Consider the following 21,821-nt stretch of genomic DNA (forward strand, 5'->3'; position numbering starts at 1 on the left):
TGGACGAGGAGCGGCAGCGGGTCTACGTGTCGAACCGGGACCACCGGTTGAACCCGCCGGGTGAGGAGACCGTCCCGGTCGCCGTCACCGTCAGCGAGCGGATCCTCGAGGGCGGCAACCCGGACCCCGAGCCGGAGCCCGAGCCCGAGCCGGAGCCCGAGGTGCCGGCGGGGACGGCGTACACGCCGAGGTCGCTCACCGCGATCCCGGACGCCTCGGACACGGCGACCGACGACCGCCCGGTCGGCTCGGTGGTCGAGCAGTCGACCGGCCACGTCTACGTCGCCAACGAGCAGCGGCCGGCCCGGATCCGGGTGATCGACCCGGTGGCCGACACGACGCTGCGCACCATCACGGTGCCGAACGCGGCCGAGGAGGGCGTGCGCGACGTGGCGCTCGACGAGGCCAAGGACGAGCTGTACGTCGCCTACGCCAACAAGTGGGTGGTCCTCGACCAGGCGTCGGGTGAGGTCAAGCGGGGTCCGTTCGACTTCGACGCGAACGTGCGGGGCATCGACGTCGACCTGGCGCGGGGCCGGGTGCTCGGGGCGACCCGCGGCACCGGGTTCCTCGTGGCCGACGCGACGACCGGCGCCCAGGTGCAGAAGGTCGAGCTCCCGGGCGCGGCCTGGACCTCGCACGGCGTCGCCTACGACGCGGTCCACGACCGGGTCTACCTCTCCAACGAGAACGCGGCCGGCACGGTCGGGCTCCGGGTGCTGGACGGGTCGACGTACGCCCTGCTCAGCGAGGTCGCGACGGCGGCCCCGAGCTGGCGCTCCGTCGCGGTCGACCCGGTCGCCGGCCGGGTCTACCTGGGCCACGCGGCGACGACCTTCGACGCCTCCGGGGTGACGGTGCTCAGCACGACCGACCTCTCGCAGGTCGCGCGGCTGTCGGCGCACGCCTTCGGCAACAAGGTGTACGGCGTCTCGGTCGACACCCGGCACGGGCGGGTCTACGTCTCGGCGCGGGACCGCTACCCGACCGGGCTGGTCCAGCTGCAGCGCGGCGCCTGAGCCACCCACGACGCCGGCCCCCGGGGAATCCTCCCGGGGGCCGGCGTCGCTGTCGCTCGGGTCAGCTGAGTGGTGCGGTCAGCTCGATGTTGATGTCATCGGGGTCCTGGAAGGACAGGATCGCCATGCCGGCGTCACTGAGGTCGGTCACCTCGCCGTGCTCGATGTCGGCGTCGGTGAGGGCGGCGGCCGCGCTGATCAGGTCGGCGCGTGATCCGACCGCGAAGCTCACGTGGTCGAGGCCCGTGGTCGCCGACTCGAACGACGTGCTCCCGACCGGCCGCAGGCCGAAGAGCGTGCCCTGCGGGGTCTGGTAGACGACGCCGCCGTAGAACTGCTCGGCCGACTCGCGGACGCCGGGCTCGTCGACGTGCGGCGAGGCGTCGACCGCGGTCGGCCAGCCGAAGACCCGGTCGTAGAAGGCCTTCGAGCGGGCGATGTCGGTGACGGTGAGGCGGACGTGGGCGAAGCCGGAGCTGTCGATGAGAGCCATGGCCTCCGGTACCCGGTCAGTCCAGCGGCGAGACCCGGATCAGGTTGCCGTCCGGGTCGGCCACCACGAAGGTCCGCCCGAAGACGTCGTCGTACGGCGCCTCGACCTCGGTCGCGCCCTGCGCGGTCCAGGCGGTGAACAGCTCGTCCACCGCCGCCGCCGACCCCGGCACCATCAGGCCGACCTCGGAGGTGCGGACGACCTCCGGGGCGACCCGGTCGGCCCGGCCGCTCCAGAGCGCGAAGAGCACGCCGGGCGCGACCTCGAAGGGCACGTACCGCGGGGTCGTCAGCTGCGGCTCCATGGCGAACAGGTCGCGGTAGAACGCGGTGGATCGCTCGACGTCGGTGACGTAGAGCAGGAACAGGTTCGGTGCGGTCATGGCTCCACGGTGTCGGCGATTGCGGTCAGATCCCGACCGTTGTCCGACTTCTGACCTGAACGTGTGTCAGGTTCGACTCCTGCGGCCTACATTCCCCTCATGTCGCTGCACTCCGTCGAGCCCGCCCCGCGCCGCCGGGTCCCGACCCAGGCCCGCAGTCGCCGCCGGGTCGAGGGCGTCCTCGACGCTGCGGCCGCGGTCGTCCTCGAGCACGGCGTCGCCGCGCTGACGACCCGCGAGATCGCCCGGGTCTCGGGCATGCCGGTCGCCTCGCTCTACCAGTACTTCGCCGACAAGGAGGAGGTGCTGCTCGCGCTCGTGGAGCGCGACATGGCCGAGATGGACGAGCAGGTCCTCGCCGACCTCGCCGCCCTCCCCGAGGAGGACCGGACGATCGCCGGGATCGTGGGCGCGACCATGGCCGCCTTCGTGAAGGTCTACGACCGCCGCCCCGCCTTCGTCGAGGTCTACCTGCGCGGGCGTACCAACGCCGCCGTGGCGCAGTTCGGTCGCGACCACAACGCGCGCGTGGCGCGCACCCTGCGGGAGTACGCCGCCGACCTCGGCCTGGTCCGCCCCAGCCTCACCGACCCGCTGGTCGAGCTGGCGGTGGAGGTCGGCGACCGGGTCTTCCAGCTCGCCTACGAGCGGCGCTCCGGGGGCGACCGCGCGCTGGTCGCCGAGGGCGTCGCGATGGTCACGGCCTACCTCGAGCGGTACGCCGCATGACCGACCAGTTCCGCGCCGCCGTCGCCTCCGCTGCCCGCCGCCTGGCCGCGGAGGGACTGCTGATCGGCACCGCCGGCAACGTCTCCCTGCGCTCCGGTGACCGGGTCGCGGTCACCTCCTCCGGCCTGGACCTCGCCGAGTGCCGGCTCGAGGACGTCACCGTCGTGTCGCTCACGGGCCGGGTCCTCGCCGGCCGGCTCCAGCCGACCTCCGAGCTGGGCCTGCACCTCGGCGTCTACGCCGACACCGACGCGAGCGCGGTCGTGCACACGCACGCGCCGTACGCGACGGCGCTGGCGTGCGTCCTCGACGAGCTGCCGGTCGTCCACTACCAGCAGCTGCTGCTGGGCGGGTCGGTCCGCGTCGCGCCGTACGCCACCTTCGGGACGCCGGAGCTGGCCGCCCACGTGCGGGACGCGCTGGCCGGCCGCCAGGCCGCGCTGATGGCCAGCCACGGCTCGGTGACCGTCGGGACGACGCTGGAGCAGGCGGTCGACCACGCGCTGCTGCTCGAGTGGTTGGCGGCGCTCTACCACCGGGCCAGTGCGCTCGGCCCGGTCCGCGTCCTGTCCGAGGAGGACCAGGTCGCCGTCATCACGGCCGCGCTCGCGCGCGGCTACGGAACCCCGCAGGAGAACCCATGAAGATCGCCGCCGTCGGCGTGCACGTCCTCGACACCCACGTCATCGGGATCGATTCCATCCCCGCCGGCTCGGACGGCCAGCTGGTCGAGCAGATCCGGTTCTCGCCGGCCGGCACCGCCGGCGGCACGGCCGTCGTGCTCGCGCGGCTGGGCGCCGAGGTGGCGTCGTACGGCGCCGTCGGGACCGACCCGATCGCCTCGGTGCTGCTCGACCTGCTGGCCGCGGAGGGCGTCTCCGTGGCCGGGCTGGTCCGCAAGGACGACCACCAGACCTCGTCGTCGGTGATCCCGGTCCGGCCGAACGGCGACCGGCCGGCCTGGCACTGCATCGGCGCCAACGGCGCCTTCACCCTCGACGACCTGCCGGCCGACGCGCTCGAGGGCGTCACCCACCTGCACCTCGGCGGGCCGGAGTTCCTCGGCGGTCCGGCGGCCGGCGAGCTGCTCGCCCGGGCCCGCTCGCTCGGCATCGTGACGTCGCTGGACGTCCTGGCGCCCGGGGATCCCGACATGCTCGCCTGGATCAGGGACGCGCTGCCGCACACCGACTACCTGCTGCCCAACGACGAGCAGGTGCTCGGCTTCACCGGCGCCTCGTCGCTGGTCGACGGCGCGCGGGCGCTGGTGGAGGCCGGAGCCGGCTGCGTGGCCGCGACTGCCGGTGCCCGCGGGGCCGTCGTCGTCACCGCCGACTCGGTCGTCGAGGTCCCGGCGTACGACGTCCCGGTCGTCGACACCACCGGCTGCGGCGACGCCTTCTCCGCCGGCTTCCTGCGCGGCCTGGCCCTCGGCCGCGACCTGCGCGGCGCCGCCGAGCTCGGCTGCGCCACCGCCGGCCAGGTGGCGGCCGGCCTCGGCACCGACGCCGGGTCCTACTCGCTCGACTCGGTGCTGGCCGTCGTGGCGGCCGGGGTGACGCGCCAGCTGTCGTGACAGCGAGGTCGGCCCGCGGCTCAGACCGGCGCGGGCTCGGCCGGCGGCGGGGTGTCGGGGATCGGGGTGGGGTCGCCGCTGGGGACGACCTCGGGCTCGGGCAGCGGCTCGGTCGGGATGGTGGTCATGGATGACCGGTACCCGCCGCCCCCGCTGTCACGCGGTGTCCACCGCTCACCTGCGGTGCTGCGGCGCAGCGGTGGACACCGCGTTACAGCGGCGTCGGTCCGCCCGCGGCGCCGCGCACCGGGCGCGACAGGCGGTCGAGGAACGCGACCAGCAGGGCCTCGCGCATGGCCGGGCTGGCCAGGTCGAGCATCGCGTTCACCTCGGCCATCCGACCCGGCAGCTCCAGCGAGCCGGAGTCGGACTCGCCGACCAGGCCGGAGGCGGCGAGCAGGCCGTCGAAGTCGTCGTCGGAGAGCGTGGCCGGGTCGAGGGCGGCGATGAAGGCGGCGACGCCCGGGTCGACCGCCACCGGTCCCGCGGCGACCGCGGCGGCGACCGACTCCCCGAGGGCGGTCAGGAACTCGTCGACCGAGGCGAGGGTGGCGGCGCTGACCGAGAGGTGCACGGTGGCCCGGTGGCCGTCGTACGACATCTGCGGCTGGACGTACCAGCCGCGCGCCGCCATCTCGTCGCAGATCGTGAAGGGGTCGCACGAGTCGTCGGTGGCCAGGGCGACCAGCGTCGAGTCAGGCGGTACGACGACCCGCAGCGGCGCGGCGATCCCGGCGACGATCCGGTCGACCGCCTCGAAGACGTCGCGCGAGAGCCGTAGGTAGCCCTCGTCGCCCAGCGTCTCCAGCACCGCCCAGGCGCCGGCGAGCGGGCCGCCGGACTTCGTCGACTGCATCGTCGAGTTCAGCATCGTGTAGCCCGGCCAGGACGCGGACGCGAAGAACTGCGGCCGCCGGTGCGCGGGCGTGCGGTGCAGCAGCACCGAGGTGCCCTTGGGGGCGTAGCCGTACTTGTGCAGGTCGACCGAGATCGACGTGACGCCCTCGACCGCGAAGGTCCACGGCGGGACCGGCCGGCCGAGGCGGGCGGCGTACGGCAGCACCCAGCCGCCGATGCACGCGTCGACGTGGCAGCGGATCCCGCGCGCGGCGGCATCAGTGGCGATCGCCTCGACCGGGTCCACGACCCCGTGCGCGTACGACGGCGCGCTGACCACGACCAGCACGGTCGAGTCGTCGGTCGCCGCGGCCATCGCGGCCGGATCGGCGCGGAAGTCGGCGCTGACCGGGACCTGGCGGATCTCGACACCGAAGTAGTGGGCGGCCTTGTGGAACGCGGCGTGCACGGTGGTCGGCACCACGATGGTGGGCGTCGTGACATCCAGCCGGCTGTCGCGCGCGGACTGCACCGCGAGCAGCACCGACTCGGTGCCGCCGGACGTGATCGTGCCGACGGCCGAGGGCGGCGCGTCGAGCAGGTCGGCGGCGAAGCCGACCACGTCGTTCTCCATCTGCAGCAGGCTCGGGAACGCGGTCGGGTCGAGGCCGTTGGAGCCGGCGTACGCCGCCACCGCCTCGCGGCCGACCCGGTCGACCTCGGCGAGCCCGGAGTCGTAGACGTAGGCGAGGGTGCGGCCGCCGTGGACCGGCAGGTCGGCGGACTGCAGCTTGCGCAGGCGGGCGAGGACGTCGGACATCAGGCGGACACCTCCGAGGCGTCGAGGGAGTAGCGGCTCAGCCACCACAGGCTGAGGAGGATCAGGATCGCGGGCAGGAGAGCGAAGCCGAGCACGATCGCGGTGACCGCGGAGTCCGGCTGGACGGCGTCCGCCCCCGAGCGATAGCCGCCGAGCTGCAGCACCAGCGCGAAGACCGCGGGGCCGAGGGCCAGCCCGAAGGTCTCGCCGGCGGTCCACACCCCGGTGTAGACGCCGATCCGGTGCGAGCCGGTACGACGGGCGTCCACCGCCGCCGCGTCCGGCATCATCGCCATCGGGAAGACCTGACAGCCGGCGTACCCGACGCCCATCAGCACGACCGCGCCGACCAGCACGCCGAACGGCGCCGTGTCGGCCAGCGCGGCGACCAGGGCGCCGACCGCGAGGAAGAGCGAGGAGGCGACGTACCCGCGCTTCTTGCCGATCCGCTGGCCCACGGCCGACCAGATCGGGGTCAGCAGCAGCGCCGGACCCACGAAGCCGGCGAACAGCACCGTGACGGCGCCCGTGCTGTCGAGCACGTCCTCGGCGAGGTAGTCGACCCCGGCGAGCACGCAGCCGACCGCCAGCGCCTGGACGACGAAGGTGACCAGCAGCAGCCGGAAGTCCCGCGCGCCGGCCACGATCCGCAGCTGGTCGCGCAGCGTCCCGGCGCCGGGCTGGACGGTGCCGAGCGGCGCGGCCCGGGTGCCGCGGTAGGCCGACAGCACGCCCACCAGGATGATCACCGCCATCGCGACGCCCATCAGCCGGTAGCCGTCCCGCCCGCCGACCTCGTCGCGGATGATCGGCGCGGTGGCGCCCGCGAGCAGGATCGTGAAGGCCAGGATCGCCACCCGCCAGGTCATCAGCCGGGTGCGCTCGTCGTACGACGGGGTCATCTCGGCGGGCATCGAGACGTAGGGCACCTGGAAGAACGCGTACGCCGACGCGCAGGCCAGGAACATCACCAGCACCCAGGCGGCCTCCAGTCCGGTGGCCATGTCGGGCGCGGCGAACAGGAGCGCGAAGCAGACCGCGAGCGCGATGCCGGCCCGCAGCAGCCACGGGCGGCGCGGCCCGCGCGGGTCGACGGTGCGGTCGCTGATCCGGCCGGCGACCGGGTTGAGGACCACGTCCCACGCCTTCGGCAGGAACACGATGAAGCCGGCGGCGATCGCGGCGATGCCGACCTCGTCGGTGAGATACGGCAGCAGCATCAGGCCCGGGACGGTGCCGAAGGCGCCCGTCGCGACGGAGCCCGAGCCGTAGCCGATCCGGACGCTGCGGGGCAGGACGTGGTCGGTCACCTGCGGGAGGCTAGCGGCAGTCTCCCCGGTGAACCGGGGAAACCGCCGCCCGTCGAGACGTCAGATCCCGCAGTTCGGCGCGCTCCAGCTCCGCCCGCCCCGCAGGTCGACGTGCACGTGGTCGTCGTGGTCGGGGTAGCCCGGGCCGAAGATGCCGCCGTACCCGACGTGCGTGGCCTGCTGGGCGACCGGGCAGAACCCGCCGCTCACGGCCGCGAAGTCGAGGGCGTTGCCGTAGGTGTGCTGGCCGGTGCCGCTGCCGCCGACCTGCCGGTCGCAGGCCTGGGAGCGGAAGCCGCTGTTGACGGTGAGTGGCACGTTGCCGAGCCGCTGGCGCAGCGCCTCGGCCTTCCACATCGAGCGCTTCAGGTTCTCCTGCACCTGGGCCGCCGACACCGAGCCGCCGGAGTAGCCGCCCTGGCCGCAGCCGCCGCTGACCTCGGCCCAGTCGAAGTGGGCGGTCGAGCAGTCGGCGTCCTGGAGCTCGTAGATCTTCGCGTACGTCGCGGCCCCGGCCACGCCGTCGGCACCCAGGCCGTAGGCGGCCTGGAAGTTGCGCACCGCCTGCTCGGTCTGCGGGCCGAAGGAGCCGTCGACCCCCATGTTGACGCCGGAGCCGGCCCAGCCGGCCACCCGGGCCTGGAGCTCGGTGACGTCGGCGCCGGTCGCGCCGGAGGACAGGTTGCGGGACCAGGAGTAGCACTCGTCGGCGTGCGCGGCCGGTGGGTTCGCGGCGACCACCACGAGGCTGGTGACGACCAGCGCGAGGGCGGCGAGAGCGCGGCGGAGCAGGGACATGGTCGGACCTTCCGAGAGGGGTCAGAACCCGTTCGACCCTGCCACGGATCGCCGACACCCGACACCGGAAGGATCCGTCGGCGCGGGATCAGCGCGACAGCGCCCGCGACCCGCCCGACCCGTAGCGGCGGGTCGGGTTGGCCCCGATCGCCTCCTTGCTCGCGGCCTTCTTGCGCGGCGCGGCCTTCTTCGCCGGCGCCTTCTTCCTCGCGGCCGCCCGCTTCCGCGGCGGCACGACGGCCGCCCCGGACCACTCGTCGACCCACTCGTCGAGCACCGCCCAGGTGCTGGTGCGGGCCGCGCGGCCGGTGAGCATGCCGAGGTGGCCGCCCGGGACGATCTCGAACCGGGGCTCCCGCGACCCCGAGAGGTGCGGCAGCACCGCGCGCACCGCCGCGACCGGGGCGATCCCGTCGGTGGCGCCCGCGAGGACCAGCACCGGCGCCGTGATCGCCGACAGCGAGATCGTCCGCCCTCCGAGCTCCATCGAGCCGCCGACGAGCGCGTTGCCCTTGATGAACCGGTGGTAGAGCTGCCCGAACGAGCGGCCGGGATACGCCGACATCTGGTCGGTGAACCGGTCGACCGCCTCGAGCTGGGCGAGGAAGTCGGCGTCGTCGAGGTGGGTCGCGACGGCCAGCGGCTTGGTGACCAGCTTCTGGAACGACGACAGCTGGAAGGCCCACCGCACCAGCGGGACCGGCGCGGCCCCGACGGCCCGGTAGGTCCGGGTGACCAGCCCGCGGCCGCCGGTCAGCTCCAGCAGCGGCCGGAGCGGGGCGACCAGGGGGACCAGCGAGACGTCGGTCGGGGACCCGACGGCGCTCAGCGAGGCGATCGGCAGGTCCGGCCGGTCGGCCGCGGCGAGCAGCGCGAAGATCCCGCCCAGGCTCCAGCCCACCACGTGCACCGGGCGGCCCCCCGCGTGGGCGGACGCCTCCTCGATCGCGCGGGGCAGCACCTCGTCGACCCAGTGCTCCATGCCGAGGTTGCGGTCGCGGAACGCGACGCCGCCGTACTCGACGAGGTAGGTGGGGCGGCCCTGCTCGACGAGGTGCTCGACCAGGGAGCAGCCGCGCCGCAGGTCGAAGCAGATCGCCGGCGCGGCCAGCGGGGTGACCAGCAGCACCGGGTCGCCCTGCGGGCGGGCGGTGGCGGAGGGGCGGTAGTGGTAGACCTGCCGCTGCGGGCCCTCGTCGACCAGGGTCCGGGCCATCGGCCGCAGGTCGGCGAGACCGCCGTAGAAGAGCTGGTGGGCGACGTTGCTCGCGGCCGAGACGACCTGGTCGGGCTTGGGGATCAGGTCCATGGTCCGACGCTACTCCTGGTAGCTGCGGCCCATCACGGTCCCGCCGCCGTCGACCGGCTGGTAGCCGTAGCGCTCGTAGAGCCCGGGCGAGGAGGTGGTCACCAGCAGGGCGCGCTTGATGTGCCGACCGACCAGCTCCTGGTCGATGGCGTCCATGATCGCGGTGCCGACGCCCTGGCCGCGGCGCTCGGCGACGACGTACACGTCGCAGAGCCAGGCGAAGGTGGCCCGGTCGGTCACCAGCCGCGCGAAGCCGACCAGCTCACCGTCGTCGTACGCCCCGAAGCACAGGGAGTTGGCGATCGAGGTCTCGACGACCTCCCGTGGCCGGCCCAGGGACCAGTAGGCGTCGGTCGAGAGCCAGTGGTGGACGGTGTCGACGTCGAGGCGCGTCGCGTCGGTGGAGATCTCGAGCATCAGGACCGCTTCGCGGGGCGCACGGCCTTGCCGTGCGAGGACGGTACGTCGGACAGCTCGCTCATGAAGCTGTCGGCCCAGGCCGCGACGTCGTTCTGGGTGACGGTCTTGCGCATCGCCTTCATCCGCCGGGTGATCTCGCGCTCGTCGGCCTGGTAGGCCTCGAGCATGGCCGACTTCATGCCGTTGATGTCGTAGGGGTTCACCAGCCAGGCCTGCCGCAGCTCGTCGGCGGCGCCCGCGAACTCGGAGAGCACCAGGGCGCCCTCGTTGTCGTACTTGCAGGCGACGTACTCCTTGGCGACCAGGTTCATCCCGTCGCGGTACGGCGTCACCGCGAGGATGTCGGCCATCCGGTAGAGCGCGGCCATCTCCTCGCGCGGGTACGACGAGTGCAGGTAGCTGATGGCCGGCCGGCCGATCCGTCCGAGGTCGCCGTTGATCCGGCCGACCAGGCGGTCGATGTCGTCGCGCAGGATGCGGTACTGCTCGACCTGCTCGCGCGAGGGCACGGCCACCTGGACGAAGACCGCGTCCTCGACGTCGAGGTGGCCGTCGGCGATCAGCTCGCTGAACGCGCGCAGTCGGGCGTAGATGCCCTTGGTGTAGTCGAGCCGGTCGATGCCGAGGAATACCTTGCGCGGGTTGCCGAGCGCCTCGCGGATCTCGGTGGCGCGCTTCCCGACGGACTCGGAGCGGGCCAGCTCCTCGAAGCCGGCGGCGTCGATGGAGATCGGGAAGGCGGCGGCCTGCACGGTGCGGCCGTCGGGCAGGTAGACCAGGTCGCGGTGGGTCTTGTGGCCGACCCGCTGGCGGACCAGGCGGACGAAGTTCTGCGCGGCGCCGGGGAGCTGGAACCCGACCAGGTCGGCGCCGAGCAGGCCCTCGAGCAGCTGGCGGCGCCACGGCAGCTGCTGGAACAGCTCGGCCGGCGGGAACGGGATGTGGAGGTAGAAGCCGATCCGGAGGTCGGGGCGGAGCTCGCGGAGCATCTGCGGCACCAGCTGCAGCTGGTAGTCGTGCACCCACACCGTCGCGCCCTCGGCGGCCAGCTCGGCGGCCTTCTCGGCGAAGCGGTGGTTGACCGCGACGTAGGAGTCCCACCACTCCCGGTGGAACTCCGGCTTGGCGACCAGGTCGTGGTAGAGCGGCCAGAGGGTGCCGTTGCTGAATCCCTCGTAGAAGCCCTGGATGTCCTCCTGCGTCATCGTCATCGGGACCAGGCTCATGCCGTCGTGCTCGAACGGCTGGAGGTCGGTCTCGGTGCCGCCGGGCCAGCCGATCCAGACCCCGTCGTTGGCGCGCATCACCGGCTCGATCGCGGTCACCAGGCCACCGGGGGAGACCCGCCAGCCGGGCGTCCCGTCGGCCTGCGCGACCCGGTCGACCGGCAGTCGGTTGGCGACGATCACCAGGTTGTTGGACACGCGGTCACCCTAGTCACTCGGTAGTCGTGGCACGGCCGGAGGTGGTGCTGGCACCACCTCCGGGTGGTGGGCGTGGGCCCCTGTACCCACCCCCGGATCTCCCTAGCGTGGACGTCATGAGCAACCCCCTCACCCGCCTCCTCCGCGAGTCCGCCTACGTCCTGTCCGCGTTCGTGCTCGGCGTCGTGGGCTTCGTGCTCGCGGTGGTCGGGCTCGCGCTGGGTGTCGGCCTGCTGTTCACCGTCGTCGGCGTGTTCGTGCTGGCCGCGACGCTCTACGTCGCCCGCGGCCTGGCGCAGCTGGAGCGGGTCCGGATGGTGCGGCTGCTCGACGCCGACGTCCCGCGGGCGTCGTACCGCTCGGCGGGGCCGGGCGACGGCTGGCTGCGTCGTACGGCGACGCCGCTGCGCGACCCGCAGCCCTGGCTCGACGTGCTCTGGTCGCTGCTGTCCTTCGTGACCGGGACGGTCGTCTTCGTGGTCACCGTGACCTGGTGGGCCAGCGCCGGGATGGGCCTGACCTACTGGCTCTGGCAGCGCTGGCTGCCCGACGGCGACGACCAGGGGCTGGCCGAGCTGATCGGGCTGGGGGACAGTCGGCAGGCGGAGAGCCTGCTGATGCTGGCGATCGGGCTGGCCACGGTCGTGACCCTGCCGTTCGTGGTCCGCGGGTGCGCGGCCGTGCACGCCGGGCTGGCCTCCGCACTGCTCAGCACCCGGGCCCGGGTGGCGGCCCCGGCCCCGCAGACGGCTCAGGCGTCGGCGGCGTAGCGGATCCCGACCTGCTCGCGCAGGCCGTCGAGCTGCCGCATCAGGGTCAGCGTCTGGGCGTGCGGGACGAAGGGGCTCTCCAGCAGACCCTGGCGCAGGCAGTCGCCGACATGGGCGATCTCGTTGCCGTAGCCCTTCCCGATCACCGGCTCCAGCCCCTCGATCCGCTGGGGGTGGGCCGGACCCTGGGCGCTGTGCTCGGTGAACGTGGCGTAGCGCGGGTGGTGGAAGCCGAACGGCACCTCGACCCGGCCCCGGTCGGTCGCGATCGCCGCGGAGCGCGAGGACCACGAGGTCATGGAAGCGGTGAGCGCGGCGACCGCGCCGCCGGGGTAGCGGCCGGCGATCGCCACGTCGAGGTCGATGCCGGTCGCGGTCAGGTCGGCCTGGGCCGTGAGCTGCTCGGCCTCCCCGAGCATCAGGTGGGCGAAGGTCAGCGGGTAGATGCCCATGTCGAGCAGGGCGCCGCCACCGAGGGCGGGGTCGAACATCCGGTCCTCCGGCGGCGCGTCGACCCGGAAGCCGAGCTCGGCCCGCAGCGAGCGCGGGGAGCCGAAGTCTCCGGCCCGCACCCGCTCGGCCAGGGCCCGGATGACGGGGTGGCAGGCCATCCACATCGCCTCCATCGCGAACCGGCCGTGCTCGCGGGCCAGGGCGAAGAGCTCCTCGGCGTCGGCCGTGGTCAGGGTCAGCGGCTTCTCGCACAGCACGTGCTTGCCGGCCTCGAAGGCCAGCCGGGCGTTGTCGAGGTGCAGCGCGTGCGGCGTGGCGATGTAGACGACGTCGACCGCCGGATCCGCGACCAGCTCCTCGTAGGAGCCGTGGGCGGTCGCCGTACCTCGGGTGTGCTCCTCGGAGAAGGCGCGGGCGGCGTCGATGCGGCGTGAGCCGACGGCGGCGATCTCGGCGTCGGGCACCAGGGCCAGGTCGCGGGCGAAGGAGCGGGCGATCTTGCCGGTGGCCAGGATGCCCCAGCGAATCGTGTCGGCCATGGCTGGAGACTAGCGATCAGGGGACTCGCCGCGGTGCGAATGACATCAATGTGGTTCGCCGCGTACAGTGCTGCGTGGACACCCCCACCCGACCGCTCCCAGGAGACATCGCATGGATGCCGCGAACGCCCTCCACGGCCCCGACGAGGCCGAGGTCGAGCCGACCCTGAGCGAGCGCGACCGCGACATCCTCGAGTTCGAGCGGCAGTGGTGGAAGTACGCCGGCGCCAAGGAGACCGCGGTCCGGGAGAAGTTCGACATGAGCTCCACCCGCTACTACCAGGTCCTCAACGCCCTCATCGACCGTCCCGAGGCCCTCGAGGCCGACCCGCTGCTGGTCCGCCGGCTGCGTCGGCTCCGCGCGGCCCGGCAGCGCCAGCGCTCGGCGCGCCGCCTCGGGTTCGAGGTCTGAGGCCCGACATGCGCCAGCGCGGGCTGCTCTTCCCCTCTCCCGTGGTGATGCTCAGCATCATCGCCGTCGCCATGGCGGCGATCGCCTTCGTCGCCACCCGCGGCGGTGAGCCGACCGAGCGTGAGATCACGCCGGTCGCCGAGCCGTCCTCCAGCGCCGCGCCCAGCCCGACGGCCTCGGCCCCGACGACCTCCGCGCCCGCCAAGCCGCGCAAGCCCGCGGTGAAGCGCGGCGACGTCTACGTCGAGGTCTACAACAACTCCGGCATCAGCGGGCTCGCCGGCCGGGTCGCCGACCGCGCGACCACCGTGGGCTGGTCGGTCGTGGGCTCGGACAACTGGTACGGCACCATCCCGACCTCCACGGTCTACTTCCCGAAGCGCCTGGAGCGGGCCGCCAAGCTGCTGGCCCGCGACCTCGGGGTGAAGCGCACCCAGCCCGCCGTCAGCGGGATGCGCGAGGACCGGCTGACCCTGGTCCTCACCGGCGAGCTGGATTAGGCCACCCGCTCGTCACCGGGTCTTCGTCTCGGGAGTGACCCACGTCGTACGACGTCGCCCCGGTCCGTGACAGGCTGAGGCTCATGGAGTTCACCTCGTCGGTCGGGGAGCAGCGCTGGGCCGCCCTCGTCCGGGCGGCGGCCGAGACCGTCGTCGGGCTGGACTTCGACGGCACCCTGTCGCCGATCGTCGACGACCCCGCCGCCGCGCACATCCACCCCGATGCCAGCGAGGTGCTGGTCGACCTCGCGGCGCAGGTCGCCGCGGTCGCCGTGGTCACCGGGCGCCCGGCCCGCCAGGCGCTCGACCTCGGCGGTCTCGAGGAGGTCGGCGACGCGATCGAGAGGTCCGGCAAGGAGCTCTACCTCTTCGGCCAGTACGGCAACGAGCGGTGGAGCTCGACCCACCGCCGGATCATCTCGCCGCGCCCGCCCGTCGGGCTGGCGGCGTTCCTGCGCGACCTGCCCCGGGCGCTGCGCACCGCCGAGGCGTCCGACGCGTTCGTCGAGGACAAGGGCCTGGCCCACGCCGTGCACACCCGCCGGCTGCCCGACCGCGACGCGGCCTACGACCGGCTGCTCCCGCTGCTGCGCGAGCTGGCCGGCCGCAACGGCCTGGTGCTCGAACCCGGCCGCAACGTCATCGAGGTCCGCGCCCCCGGCATGGACAAGGGCCAGGCGGTCCGCACCCTGGCCGACGAGGTGGGCGCCGGCGGCTTCCTCTTCGCCGGTGACGACCTGGGCGACCTCGAGGCCTTCGACGCGGTGGCCAAGATGGCCAAGGACGGCATGCCCACCCTGCTCGTCTGCTCCGCCTCCGACGAGCAGTCCGCGCTCGTCGAGCACTCCGACGTCGTCGTCCACGGCCCCGAGGGCGTGCTCGACCTGCTGCGGCAGCTGACCGCGGACGCGCGGGACCTGCGGGCCTGACGTCGTACGGCGGGTCCGCCGGGTGCATCGGCCAACCCGGCGGCGGCGTCCTCCTCAGGGAGAACTGGACGTTCCCGGGCAACGCGATGCCCGGGAACGTCAGGGAAAGGCCGGGAGGTCCGAACCAGGGTGGTTCGTGGTGCTGGTGGGACGTGCCGGGGGTCAGCCGTGGCGTCGCCTCGGTCCTAGTTCCCCGGTTCACCGGGGAACTAGGACGTTCCCGGCCTTTCCCGACACCCCCTGTTCGCCCACGGTGAACGGAGGCACTCTCCGGAACAGGAGAGGCCTCTCGGTAGTTGAGCCGGTACTACTCAACTTCGCCGAAAGTGAGGGACGCATGTCTGTCACGCGTCTTCCCGTCCTGTTCGTCACCGACCTGGTCGTGCTGCCCGGCATGGTCGTCCCCATCGAGCTCGACGAGGCCGCTCGGGCCGCGATCGACGCCGCCCAGAGCAGCGGCGACGAGCGGGTGCTCGTCGCGCCCCGGCTCGAGGACCGCTACGCGTCGTACGGCGTGGTCGCGACCATCGAGCGGGTCGGCCGCTTCTCCGGTGGCGCCCCCGCCGCGGTCCTCAAGGCCGAGCAGCGCGCCGAGATCGGCAGCGGGGTGACCGGCCCCGGTGCCGCCCTGTGGGTCGAGGTCGAGCCCGTCGACGAGGTCGTCTCCGAGCGGGCCCACGAGCTCGCCGAGGAGTACAAGCGGCTGGTCGTCGCGGTCCTGCAGCGCCGGGAGGCCTGGCAGGTCATCGACCAGGTGCACGGCATGACCGACCCGGCGCAGATCGCGGACGCGGCCGGCTACGCGCCGTACCTCTCCATCGAGCGCAAGCGCGAGCTCCTGGAGCAGCCCGACGTCGAGCGGCGGCTGGAGACCCTGATCGAGTGGACCCGCGAGCACCTGGCCGAGTCCGAGCTGACCGACAAGATCGGCAACGACGTCCGCGAGGGCATGGAGAAGACGCAGCGCGAGTACCTGCTGCGCCAGCAGCTCGCCGCCATCCGCAAGGAGCTCGGCGAGGGCGAGCCCGAGGGGTCCGAGGACTACCGGGCCCGGGTCGAGGCCGCCGACGTCCCGGAGGCCGTGCGCACCTCGCTGCTCAAGGAGGTCGACAAGCTCGAGCGCTCCAGCGAGCAGAGCCCCGAGACCGGGTGGATCCGCACCTGGCTCGACACCGTCCTGGACCTGCCCTGGCACGTCACCACCGAGGACTCGACCGACGTGGTCGCGGCCCGCGCGGTCCTCGACGCCGACCACCACGGGCTGGAGGAGGTCAAGGACCGGATCGTCGAGTACCTGGCCGTCCGCTCCCGGCGCGCCGAGCGCGGCCTGCAGGTCGTGGGCGGCCGCGGCTCCGGCGCGGTGATCCTGCTCGCCGGCCCTCCCGGAGTCGGCAAGACCTCGCTCGGCGAGTCCGTGGCCCGGGCCCTGGGCCGGAAGTTCGTCCGCGTCGCCCTCGGCGGCGTGCGCGACGAGGCCGAGGTCCGCGGCCACCGCCGGACGTACGTCGGCGCGCTGCCCGGACGCATCGTGCGGGCGATCAAGGAGGCCGGCTCGATGAACCCGGTCGTGCTGCTCGACGAGGTCGACAAGGTCGGCGCGGACTACCGCGGCGACCCGGCCGCGGCGCTGCTGGAGGTGCTGGACCCGGCGCAGAACCACACCTTCCGCGACCACTACCTCGAGCTCGACCTGGACCTGTCCGACGTGCTGTTCATCGCCACGGCCAACGTGGTCGAGCAGATCCCCAGCGCGCTGCTGGACCGGATGGAGCTGGTCACCCTCGACGGCTATACCGAGGACGACAAGGTCGCCATCGCCCGTGACTTCCTGCTGCCCCGGCAGCTGGAGCGGGCGGCGGTGACGCCCGAGGAGTTCACCATCACCGACGCGGCGCTGCGCGAGCTGGCGGCGAACTACACCCGCGAGGCCGGCGTACGGCAGATGGAGCGGCTGCTGGCCAAGGCGCTGCGGAAGGCGGCGACCAAGCTGGCCACGGGCGCCGAGCGTCTCGACGTGGACGAGCCGGACCTCAAGGAGCTGATCGGGCGGCCGCGGTTCACGCCGGAGGCGCACGAGCGGACCTCGGTCCCGGGTGTCGCGACCGGCCTGGCCGTGACGGGCCTGGGTGGCGACGTCCTGTTCATCGAGGCGAGCGCCAGCGACGGCAAGTCCGGCCTCACCCTGACCGGCCAGCTCGGCGACGTGATGAAGGAGTCCGCCCAGATCGCGCTCTCCTTCGTGCGGGCCCACGCCGACGTGCTCGGCGTCGACCCGGCGTTCTTCGAGAAGGCGATCCACGTGCACGTGCCCGCGGGCGCCACGCCCAAGGACGGCCCGTCCGCGGGCATCACCATGGTCACCGCGCTCACCTCCCTCGCGACCGGCCGGCCGGTGCGCTCCGAGGTCGGCATGACCGGTGAGGTCACGCTCAACGGCCGGGTGCTCCCGATCGGCGGGCTGAAGCAGAAGCTGCTCGCCGCCCAGCGGGCCGGCCTCACCGAGGTGTTCGTGCCGCTGCGCAACGAGCCGGACCTCGACGACGTCCCCGCGGACGTCCTGGAGTCGGTCACCGTGCACGTGGTGGGTGACGTGCTGGACGTCGTCCGGGGGGCGCTGACCCCGGCTGGGACCGCCGGCGCGGAGGCCCACGCGGCGGCCTGAGGACGGGAGCCGACGACGGCGGCCGGCGGACGGACGATGTGCTTGGATGACGCCGTGCGGAACGTGGCGGTCATCCCGGCGCGGGGTGGCAGCCAGCGCATCCCGCGCAAGAACATCCGACCGTTCGCCGGCCGTCCCGTCCTCGCCTACGCCGTCGACGCGGCCCTCGATTCGCAGCTCTTCGACGACGTCGTGGTGACCACCGACGACGAGGAGATCGCGGCCGTCGCTCGATCGCTGGGCGCCCGGACCCCGTTCCTGCGACCGGGGGAGATCGCCGACGCCGTCACCCCGATGGTCGACGTGGTCCTGCACGCGGTCGACGAGCTGGAGCGGGCCGGCTCGTCGTACGACCACGTGTGCACCCTCTTCGCGACCGCCCCGTTCATCCGCGCGGCCGACCTGGTGGCCGGTCTCGAGGTGCTCGCCCAGGGGCACCCGGGAGCGGTGTCCGTCACGGAGTTCGACTTCCCGGTCCACCGCGCGTTCGGCCTGGCCGAGGACGGTGCGCTGCGGGTGCTGTGGCCGGAGCACGCGGGCACGCGGTCGCAGGACCTGCCGGAGGCGCTGCACGACGCCGGCCAGTTCTACTGGACGCCGGTGCCGGTGCTGCGGGCCACCCGGAGCCTCTGGCCGGCCGGCATGAGACCGGTGCGCCTGCCTCGCCACCGCGTGCAGGACATCGACACCCCGGCGGACTGGACCCGGGCCGAGCTCATGTACGCCGCGCTCGTGGCCGGCGGCGAGCAGCCGTGAGCCCGGACAGCCCCCACGGCCCCCACGGCCCCCACGGGCTCCGGCTGCGACCGGCGCGCTTCGACGACGCGGACCGGCTGCTGGCCTGGCGCAACGAGCGGTCCACGCGCGCCGCCTCCCTGACCCAGGACGTCATCGAACCCGCTGCCCACCGCTCCTGGCTCGAGCGGCGCCTCGCCGACGAGACCTGTCGGCTGCTCATCGTGGAGCTCGACGGGACCCCGGTCGGCCAGGTGCGGCTCGACCGCTCCGGCGGGGACGCGGAGGTGTCGATCGGGCTCGCCGAGCACGTGCGCGGACGCGGGGTCGGGGCCGAGGCGCTCCGGCTCGTCCGCGGCGCCCTCCCGTGGCCCGAGGTGATCCGCCTCCTCGCGCATGTGCGCGAGGAGAACGCGGCCTCGCTGCGGCTCTTCGCCGGCCTCGGGTACGACGAGCTGGGCCGCGACGACGGGGTCGTCGCGCTCGCTCGCCCGGTCTGAGCGAGCCTGCCCGAGGCGGGCGCGTGGGGGTGCGCCATGCTGTACGCGGCGTACTCGATCGGAAGGGCGGATCATGTTCACACTGGGTCACCGGACGGCCGGGGAGCCGCACCCGCCGCTCCTGGTCGCGGAGATCGGCGCCAACCACGACGGCGACGTCGTCAAGGCCGAGACCATGGTCCGGGCGCTGGCCGAGCAGGGCGCCGAGGCGATCAAGTTCCAGCTCTACACGGCGGCCGAGCTCGTCGCCGACCACGACCGCGACGTGACCTGGGGACCGGCCGGACGGCAGCGGACCGAGCGGATCGGGCCGATGTTCGACCGGCTGTCGCTCCCGCGCGAGGCGGTCCGCGACCTGATGGCGCTCGGCGAGGAGCTGGGCATGGTCTCGTTCGCCACGCCGTTCAGCGAGGACGGCGTCGACTACCTGGAGAGCGTCGGGGTGCCCGGCTACAAGGTGGCCGCCTCCGACGTCGGCCACCTGCCGTTCCTGCGGCACCTCGCCCGGACCGGCAAGCCGGTGATCCTGTCGCTGGGCAAGTGCACCCTGAGCGAGGCGGACGAGGCTGTCGAGACCCTCCTCGGCGAGGGCGTCGCGAGCCTGAGCCTGCTCCACTGCGTCGCCGAGTACCCCGCGCCGATCGACGAGATGAACCTGCGCGCGATCCCGCTGCTGCAGCAGATGTACCCCGAGGCCGTCATCGGGCTCTCCGACCACAGCCTCGGGTCGACGGCCGCGATCGCGGCGGTCGCCCTCGGTGCCGGCATCGTCGAGAAGCACGTGACCCCCTCCCAGGACGACGACGGCCCGGACCACTGGTTCAGCCTGCCGATCGCGGAGGTCGGGGCGCTGACCCGGGCCCTGGCCGACGCGCACCTCGCGCTCGGGGAGCCCGGCTCGGCGCGCAAGCACGTCGTGGGCGGCGAGGTCGCCGAGCGTCGTACGGCGATCCGCTCCCTCATCCTCGCGCGCGCCATGAGCGCGGGGGAGCGGGTGACGGCCGAGGACGTGAAGATCGTGCGGCCCGGCACGGGCCTGGCGCCGCGCTACCTCGACGCCGTCGTCGGGATGGCGCTCAGCGAGGACCTGCCCGCGAACACCCCCCTGACGTGGGACTCGTTCAAGTGACCCGGGACTCGAGGAGCCCGAGCAGCCGGTCGGCCGCCCGGCCCCGGCCCCGGCCGTCCACCAGGGCCCAGCCCGCCTGACGCAGTCGGTGCTGCTGGGCGTCGTCGCCGAGCACGCCGCGCAAGGCGGTGACGGCCTCGTCGGTGTCCCGGCGCAGGGCCGAGAGACGGCCGATGCCGACCGCCAGGCCGGTGCTGGTCGCCAGCCGGTAGCCCTCCTCCTGGTTGTCGACCACCGAGACCAGCGCGCAGGCGCAGCCCAGGCAGGCCAGCTCGACCAGGGACGTCCCGGACGCACTCACGACCAGGTCGGCGCGGACGGCGAGTGCCATCAGGGACGGGGGCGGACCGGTCACGGTGAGCCGCTGTCCGCTGGTCCACGGCGCCTCGGCGACCGCGTCGCGCAGCTCGCGCCGCGGTGCGACGACGGTGACGTCCATCGCCACCCCGGTCCGCGCCAGCGCCGTCGCCACCACCGGCCCGGCCCCGTAGGCGTCGGTGCCGCCGAAGTAGGCGAGCACCTGGGGGCGCGACGCTCGCCGTACCGCGAGCGGGGCGGGGGGTCGCAGGCGCAGCACCTCGTCGCGGACGAGGGCGTAGCGCGGGCCGGTCAGCACCGGCAGCCCCGGGGGGTAGTCCGCGGGCGTGACCCCCAGGTTCTGGTCGAGGTAGAGGTCGGCCACCAGGTCCCGCGCGTCGCGGTCGACCACGGCCAGGACCGGTCGGCCTCCGGCCCCCAGTCGCGCGCTGAGCGCGGGGGTGGCGACGTACGAGTCGAGCACCGTCGCGTGCGCCCCGAGTGCCTCCAGCACCGGGAGCGCGTCCGTCACGGGACCCGCGGCCGGGTGGACGCCGAAGCCGCGCGCGGCCACCTGGTCGGCCGCCCACGGGACGCTCTCGAAGTCGGCGACGACCTCGCACCGGACACCGCGGGCGGCGAGCTCCTCGGCGAGCGCCACGCAGCGCATGACGTGGCCGGTGCCGCGGACGGGGCCGAGGTCGCACAGGAACGCCACGGTCGTCATCGTCGGGGCGCCGGGGTCCCAGGGCGTGGCACGGGCCTAGGATAGGCGCTCGTGTCCGTCCTCCAGCGCGCCAGCCTCCTGATCACGGGCGGCACCGGGTCCTTCGGCAAGACCTTCACCCGATACGCGCTCGACCACCTCGACCCGGCCCGTCTGGTCATCTACTCCCGCGACGAGCTGAAGCAGTACGAGATGCGTCAGCAGTTCGGCGACGACCCGCGGTTGCGCTGGTTCCTCGGCGACGTCCGCGACGAGCGCCGCCTCGCCCGGGCCATGCACGGCGTCGACCACGTGGTTCACGCCGCCGCCCTCAAGCAGGTGGACACGGCGGAGTACAACCCGTTCGAGTTCGTGAAGACCAATGTGCTCGGCAGCCAGAACGTGATCGAGGCGGCGATCGACACCGGGGTCCAGAAGGTCGTGGCGCTCTCGACCGACAAGGCCTCGAGCCCGATCAACCTCTACGGCGCGACGAAGCTGACCGCGGACAAACTGTTCATCTCCGGGAACCACTACGCCGCCGGCTACGACACGAGGTTCGCCGTCGTGCGGTACGGCAACGTCATGGGGAGCCGGGGTTCGGTCATCCCCTACTTCCGGCGGCTGGCCGCCGAGGGGCGGTCGCTGCCCATCACCGACCTGCGGTGCACCCGCTTCTTCATCACCCTCGAGCAGGCGGTGCGGATGGTGGTCGACACCTTCGACCTCATGCAGGGCGGCGAGCTGCTCGTGCCCCGCATCCCCTCGATGAAGGTGACGGACCTGGCGCAGGCGATCGCGCCCGGTGCGGAGATGCACGACGTCGGGCTGCGCCCGGGGGAGAAGCTCCACGAGGAGATGATCAGTCCCGAGGAGGGCCGCCGCGCCCTGGTCCTCGAGGACGGTCGCTACTACGTCATCCAGCCGGACCTCGCGACCTGGGGCTACCGGGCCCCGTCGGGGACGACGCCCGTCGGTCCGGGGTTCGCCTACCGCTCCGACACCAACGACGAGTGGTACACCCGCGACCAGATCGCCGCGATCCTCGCCTGACGCGGGCGCGGACGAGAGG

General features: G+C 73.5%; 23 protein-coding genes. 13 read left to right on the forward strand and 10 right to left on the reverse strand.

From position 1 onward, the window contains the following. Positions 1–1,019: YncE family protein (locus BLT76_RS00005; RefSeq protein WP_211752651.1), on the forward strand; the 1,019-nt coding region annotated here is incomplete at its 5' end. A 61-nt stretch (positions 1,020–1,080) separates the two neighbouring features. Here BLT76_RS00005 and BLT76_RS00010 read toward each other — a convergent pair. After that, positions 1,081–1,512 carry a VOC family protein gene (locus BLT76_RS00010; RefSeq protein WP_090849491.1) on the reverse strand — a complete coding sequence of 144 codons (432 nt, stop codon included), beginning with the start codon at positions 1,510–1,512 and terminating at the stop codon, positions 1,081–1,083. Between the two features lie 16 nt (positions 1,513–1,528). Continuing rightward, on the reverse strand, positions 1,529–1,894 hold the full coding sequence (locus tag BLT76_RS00015) for a VOC family protein (protein ID WP_090849494.1): 366 nt from the start codon (positions 1,892–1,894) through the stop codon (positions 1,529–1,531). A 99-nt stretch (positions 1,895–1,993) separates the two neighbouring features. On the opposite strand from BLT76_RS00015, the gene BLT76_RS00020 reads away from it, so the two are divergent. The 3 genes from BLT76_RS00020 to BLT76_RS00030 are packed head-to-tail and all read left to right on the forward strand — an operon-like array spanning position 1,994 to position 4,199. Then, positions 1,994–2,623: a TetR/AcrR family transcriptional regulator gene (locus tag BLT76_RS00020; RefSeq protein ID WP_090849496.1), complete on the forward strand. Its 630-nt coding sequence runs from the start codon at positions 1,994–1,996 to the stop codon at positions 2,621–2,623. Further along, positions 2,620–3,267 carry a class II aldolase/adducin family protein gene (locus tag BLT76_RS00025; RefSeq protein WP_090849498.1) on the forward strand — a complete coding sequence of 216 codons (648 nt, stop codon included), beginning with the start codon at positions 2,620–2,622 and terminating at the stop codon, positions 3,265–3,267. The genes BLT76_RS00020 and BLT76_RS00025 overlap by 4 nt, the downstream gene beginning before the upstream one ends. After that, positions 3,264–4,199 (forward strand): carbohydrate kinase family protein, encoded by a 936-nt coding sequence (locus BLT76_RS00030; RefSeq protein WP_090849500.1) that lies wholly within the window; start codon positions 3,264–3,266, stop codon positions 4,197–4,199. Before BLT76_RS00025 ends, BLT76_RS00030 begins: the two co-directional genes overlap by 4 nt. Before the next feature lie 211 nt (positions 4,200–4,410). Here the strand turns inward: BLT76_RS00030 and BLT76_RS00035 are convergent, their stop codons facing one another. The 6 genes from BLT76_RS00035 to BLT76_RS00060 all read right to left on the reverse strand — a co-directional run bounded on the left by BLT76_RS00035 (position 4,411) and on the right by BLT76_RS00060 (position 11,117). Continuing rightward, the gene (locus tag BLT76_RS00035) at positions 4,411–5,856 is read right to left on the reverse strand and encodes a pyridoxal phosphate-dependent decarboxylase family protein (RefSeq protein WP_090849502.1); all 1,446 of its coding nucleotides are present in this window, start codon (positions 5,854–5,856) and stop codon (positions 4,411–4,413) included. Then, complete coding sequence (locus BLT76_RS00040; RefSeq protein WP_090849504.1) at positions 5,856–7,166, reverse strand: MFS transporter; 1,311 nt, start codon at positions 7,164–7,166, stop codon at positions 5,856–5,858. The genes BLT76_RS00035 and BLT76_RS00040 overlap by 1 nt, the downstream gene beginning before the upstream one ends. A 60-nt stretch (positions 7,167–7,226) precedes the next feature. Next, a complete protein-coding gene (locus BLT76_RS00045) occupies positions 7,227–7,964 on the reverse strand; it encodes a D-Ala-D-Ala carboxypeptidase family metallohydrolase (protein ID WP_090849506.1) in 738 nt (245 codons plus the stop codon). Between the two features lie 88 nt (positions 7,965–8,052). Further along, on the reverse strand, positions 8,053–9,273 hold the full coding sequence (locus BLT76_RS00050) for an alpha/beta fold hydrolase (protein ID WP_090849508.1): 1,221 nt from the start codon (positions 9,271–9,273) through the stop codon (positions 8,053–8,055). Positions 9,274–9,282: 9 nt separating this feature from the next. Then, the gene (locus BLT76_RS00055; RefSeq protein WP_090849510.1) at positions 9,283–9,690 is read right to left on the reverse strand and encodes a GNAT family N-acetyltransferase; all 408 of its coding nucleotides are present in this window, start codon (positions 9,688–9,690) and stop codon (positions 9,283–9,285) included. Continuing rightward, the gene (locus BLT76_RS00060; protein ID WP_090849512.1) at positions 9,690–11,117 is read right to left on the reverse strand and encodes an alpha,alpha-trehalose-phosphate synthase (UDP-forming); all 1,428 of its coding nucleotides are present in this window, start codon (positions 11,115–11,117) and stop codon (positions 9,690–9,692) included. The genes BLT76_RS00055 and BLT76_RS00060 overlap by 1 nt, the downstream gene beginning before the upstream one ends. A 116-nt stretch (positions 11,118–11,233) precedes the next feature. On the opposite strand from BLT76_RS00060, the gene BLT76_RS00065 reads away from it, so the two are divergent. Further along, positions 11,234–11,887 carry a sensor domain-containing protein gene (locus BLT76_RS00065; RefSeq protein WP_139175356.1) on the forward strand — a complete coding sequence of 218 codons (654 nt, stop codon included), beginning with the start codon at positions 11,234–11,236 and terminating at the stop codon, positions 11,885–11,887. On the opposite strand, the gene BLT76_RS00070 is transcribed toward BLT76_RS00065, so the two are convergent. Then, on the reverse strand, positions 11,869–12,879 hold the full coding sequence (locus BLT76_RS00070) for a Gfo/Idh/MocA family protein (protein ID WP_090849516.1): 1,011 nt from the start codon (positions 12,877–12,879) through the stop codon (positions 11,869–11,871). The two genes, BLT76_RS00065 and BLT76_RS00070, sit on opposite strands and share 19 nt — an antisense overlap. A 112-nt stretch (positions 12,880–12,991) precedes the next feature. Between BLT76_RS00070 and BLT76_RS00075 the strand changes: the two genes are divergently transcribed. The 7 genes from BLT76_RS00075 to BLT76_RS00105 all read left to right on the forward strand — a co-directional run bounded on the left by BLT76_RS00075 (position 12,992) and on the right by BLT76_RS00105 (position 19,746). Further along, positions 12,992–13,291: a nucleoid-associated protein NapA gene (locus tag BLT76_RS00075; RefSeq protein ID WP_090849518.1), complete on the forward strand. Its 300-nt coding sequence runs from the start codon at positions 12,992–12,994 to the stop codon at positions 13,289–13,291. An 8-nt stretch (positions 13,292–13,299) separates the two neighbouring features. Beyond that, positions 13,300–13,791 carry a LytR C-terminal domain-containing protein gene (locus BLT76_RS00080; protein ID WP_090849520.1) on the forward strand — a complete coding sequence of 164 codons (492 nt, stop codon included), beginning with the start codon at positions 13,300–13,302 and terminating at the stop codon, positions 13,789–13,791. Between the two features lie 83 nt (positions 13,792–13,874). After that, on the forward strand, positions 13,875–14,720 hold the full coding sequence (otsB, locus tag BLT76_RS00085) for a trehalose-phosphatase (RefSeq protein WP_090849522.1): 846 nt from the start codon (positions 13,875–13,877) through the stop codon (positions 14,718–14,720). Positions 14,721–15,057: 337 nt separating this feature from the next. Next, positions 15,058–17,382, forward strand: a complete 2,325-nt coding sequence (gene lon / locus BLT76_RS00090) for an endopeptidase La (RefSeq protein WP_090849524.1) — start codon at positions 15,058–15,060, stop codon at positions 17,380–17,382. A 54-nt stretch (positions 17,383–17,436) separates the two neighbouring features. Next, the gene (pseF, locus tag BLT76_RS00095; RefSeq protein WP_090849526.1) at positions 17,437–18,138 is read left to right on the forward strand and encodes a pseudaminic acid cytidylyltransferase; all 702 of its coding nucleotides are present in this window, start codon (positions 17,437–17,439) and stop codon (positions 18,136–18,138) included. Beyond that, on the forward strand, positions 18,135–18,617 hold the full coding sequence (locus tag BLT76_RS00100) for a GNAT family N-acetyltransferase (RefSeq protein WP_170866884.1): 483 nt from the start codon (positions 18,135–18,137) through the stop codon (positions 18,615–18,617). The genes pseF and BLT76_RS00100 overlap by 4 nt, the downstream gene beginning before the upstream one ends. Before the next feature lie 73 nt (positions 18,618–18,690). Continuing rightward, positions 18,691–19,746 (forward strand): N-acetylneuraminate synthase family protein, encoded by a 1,056-nt coding sequence (locus tag BLT76_RS00105; RefSeq protein WP_170866885.1) that lies wholly within the window; start codon positions 18,691–18,693, stop codon positions 19,744–19,746. On the opposite strand, the gene BLT76_RS00110 is transcribed toward BLT76_RS00105, so the two are convergent. Then, positions 19,739–20,761 carry a PseG/SpsG family protein gene (locus BLT76_RS00110; protein ID WP_090849530.1) on the reverse strand — a complete coding sequence of 341 codons (1,023 nt, stop codon included), beginning with the start codon at positions 20,759–20,761 and terminating at the stop codon, positions 19,739–19,741. The two genes, BLT76_RS00105 and BLT76_RS00110, sit on opposite strands and share 8 nt — an antisense overlap. Positions 20,762–20,821: 60 nt before the next feature. On the opposite strand from BLT76_RS00110, the gene pseB reads away from it, so the two are divergent. Next, positions 20,822–21,802: a UDP-N-acetylglucosamine 4,6-dehydratase (inverting) gene (pseB, locus tag BLT76_RS00115; protein ID WP_090849532.1), complete on the forward strand. Its 981-nt coding sequence runs from the start codon at positions 20,822–20,824 to the stop codon at positions 21,800–21,802. The last annotated feature ends 19 nt before the right edge of the window (positions 21,803–21,821 follow it).

Origin of the sequence: Nocardioides lianchengensis, from assembly GCF_900101465.1 — a bacterium.
Classification (GTDB): Bacteria; Actinomycetota; Actinomycetes; order Propionibacteriales; family Nocardioidaceae; genus Nocardioides; species Nocardioides lianchengensis.

Excerpts from the sequence above, each read along its gene's own strand:
- BLT76_RS00010 (WP_090849491.1), bottom strand. The coding sequence starts at position 1,512 with ATGGCTCTCATCGACAGCTCCGGCTTCGCCCACGTCCGCCTCACCGTC.
- BLT76_RS00050 (WP_090849508.1), bottom strand. The coding sequence starts at position 9,273 with ATGGACCTGATCCCCAAGCCCGACCAGGTCGTCTCGGCCGCGAGCAAC.
- otsB (WP_090849522.1), top strand. The coding sequence starts at position 13,875 with ATGGAGTTCACCTCGTCGGTCGGGGAGCAGCGCTGGGCCGCCCTCGTC.
- BLT76_RS00020 (WP_090849496.1), top strand. The coding sequence starts at position 1,994 with ATGTCGCTGCACTCCGTCGAGCCCGCCCCGCGCCGCCGGGTCCCGACC.
- BLT76_RS00105 (WP_170866885.1), top strand. The coding sequence starts at position 18,691 with ATGTTCACACTGGGTCACCGGACGGCCGGGGAGCCGCACCCGCCGCTC.
- BLT76_RS00030 (WP_090849500.1), top strand. The coding sequence starts at position 3,264 with ATGAAGATCGCCGCCGTCGGCGTGCACGTCCTCGACACCCACGTCATC.
- BLT76_RS00035 (WP_090849502.1), bottom strand. The coding sequence starts at position 5,856 with ATGTCCGACGTCCTCGCCCGCCTGCGCAAGCTGCAGTCCGCCGACCTG.
- BLT76_RS00075 (WP_090849518.1), top strand. The coding sequence starts at position 12,992 with ATGGATGCCGCGAACGCCCTCCACGGCCCCGACGAGGCCGAGGTCGAG.
- BLT76_RS00045 (WP_090849506.1), bottom strand. The coding sequence starts at position 7,964 with ATGTCCCTGCTCCGCCGCGCTCTCGCCGCCCTCGCGCTGGTCGTCACC.
- lon (WP_090849524.1), top strand. The coding sequence starts at position 15,058 with ATGTCTGTCACGCGTCTTCCCGTCCTGTTCGTCACCGACCTGGTCGTG.
- BLT76_RS00025 (WP_090849498.1), top strand. The coding sequence starts at position 2,620 with ATGACCGACCAGTTCCGCGCCGCCGTCGCCTCCGCTGCCCGCCGCCTG.
- BLT76_RS00055 (WP_090849510.1), bottom strand. The coding sequence starts at position 9,690 with ATGCTCGAGATCTCCACCGACGCGACGCGCCTCGACGTCGACACCGTC.
- BLT76_RS00065 (WP_139175356.1), top strand. The coding sequence starts at position 11,234 with ATGAGCAACCCCCTCACCCGCCTCCTCCGCGAGTCCGCCTACGTCCTG.
- BLT76_RS00080 (WP_090849520.1), top strand. The coding sequence starts at position 13,300 with ATGCGCCAGCGCGGGCTGCTCTTCCCCTCTCCCGTGGTGATGCTCAGC.
- BLT76_RS00070 (WP_090849516.1), bottom strand. The coding sequence starts at position 12,879 with ATGGCCGACACGATTCGCTGGGGCATCCTGGCCACCGGCAAGATCGCC.
- BLT76_RS00015 (WP_090849494.1), bottom strand. The coding sequence starts at position 1,894 with ATGACCGCACCGAACCTGTTCCTGCTCTACGTCACCGACGTCGAGCGA.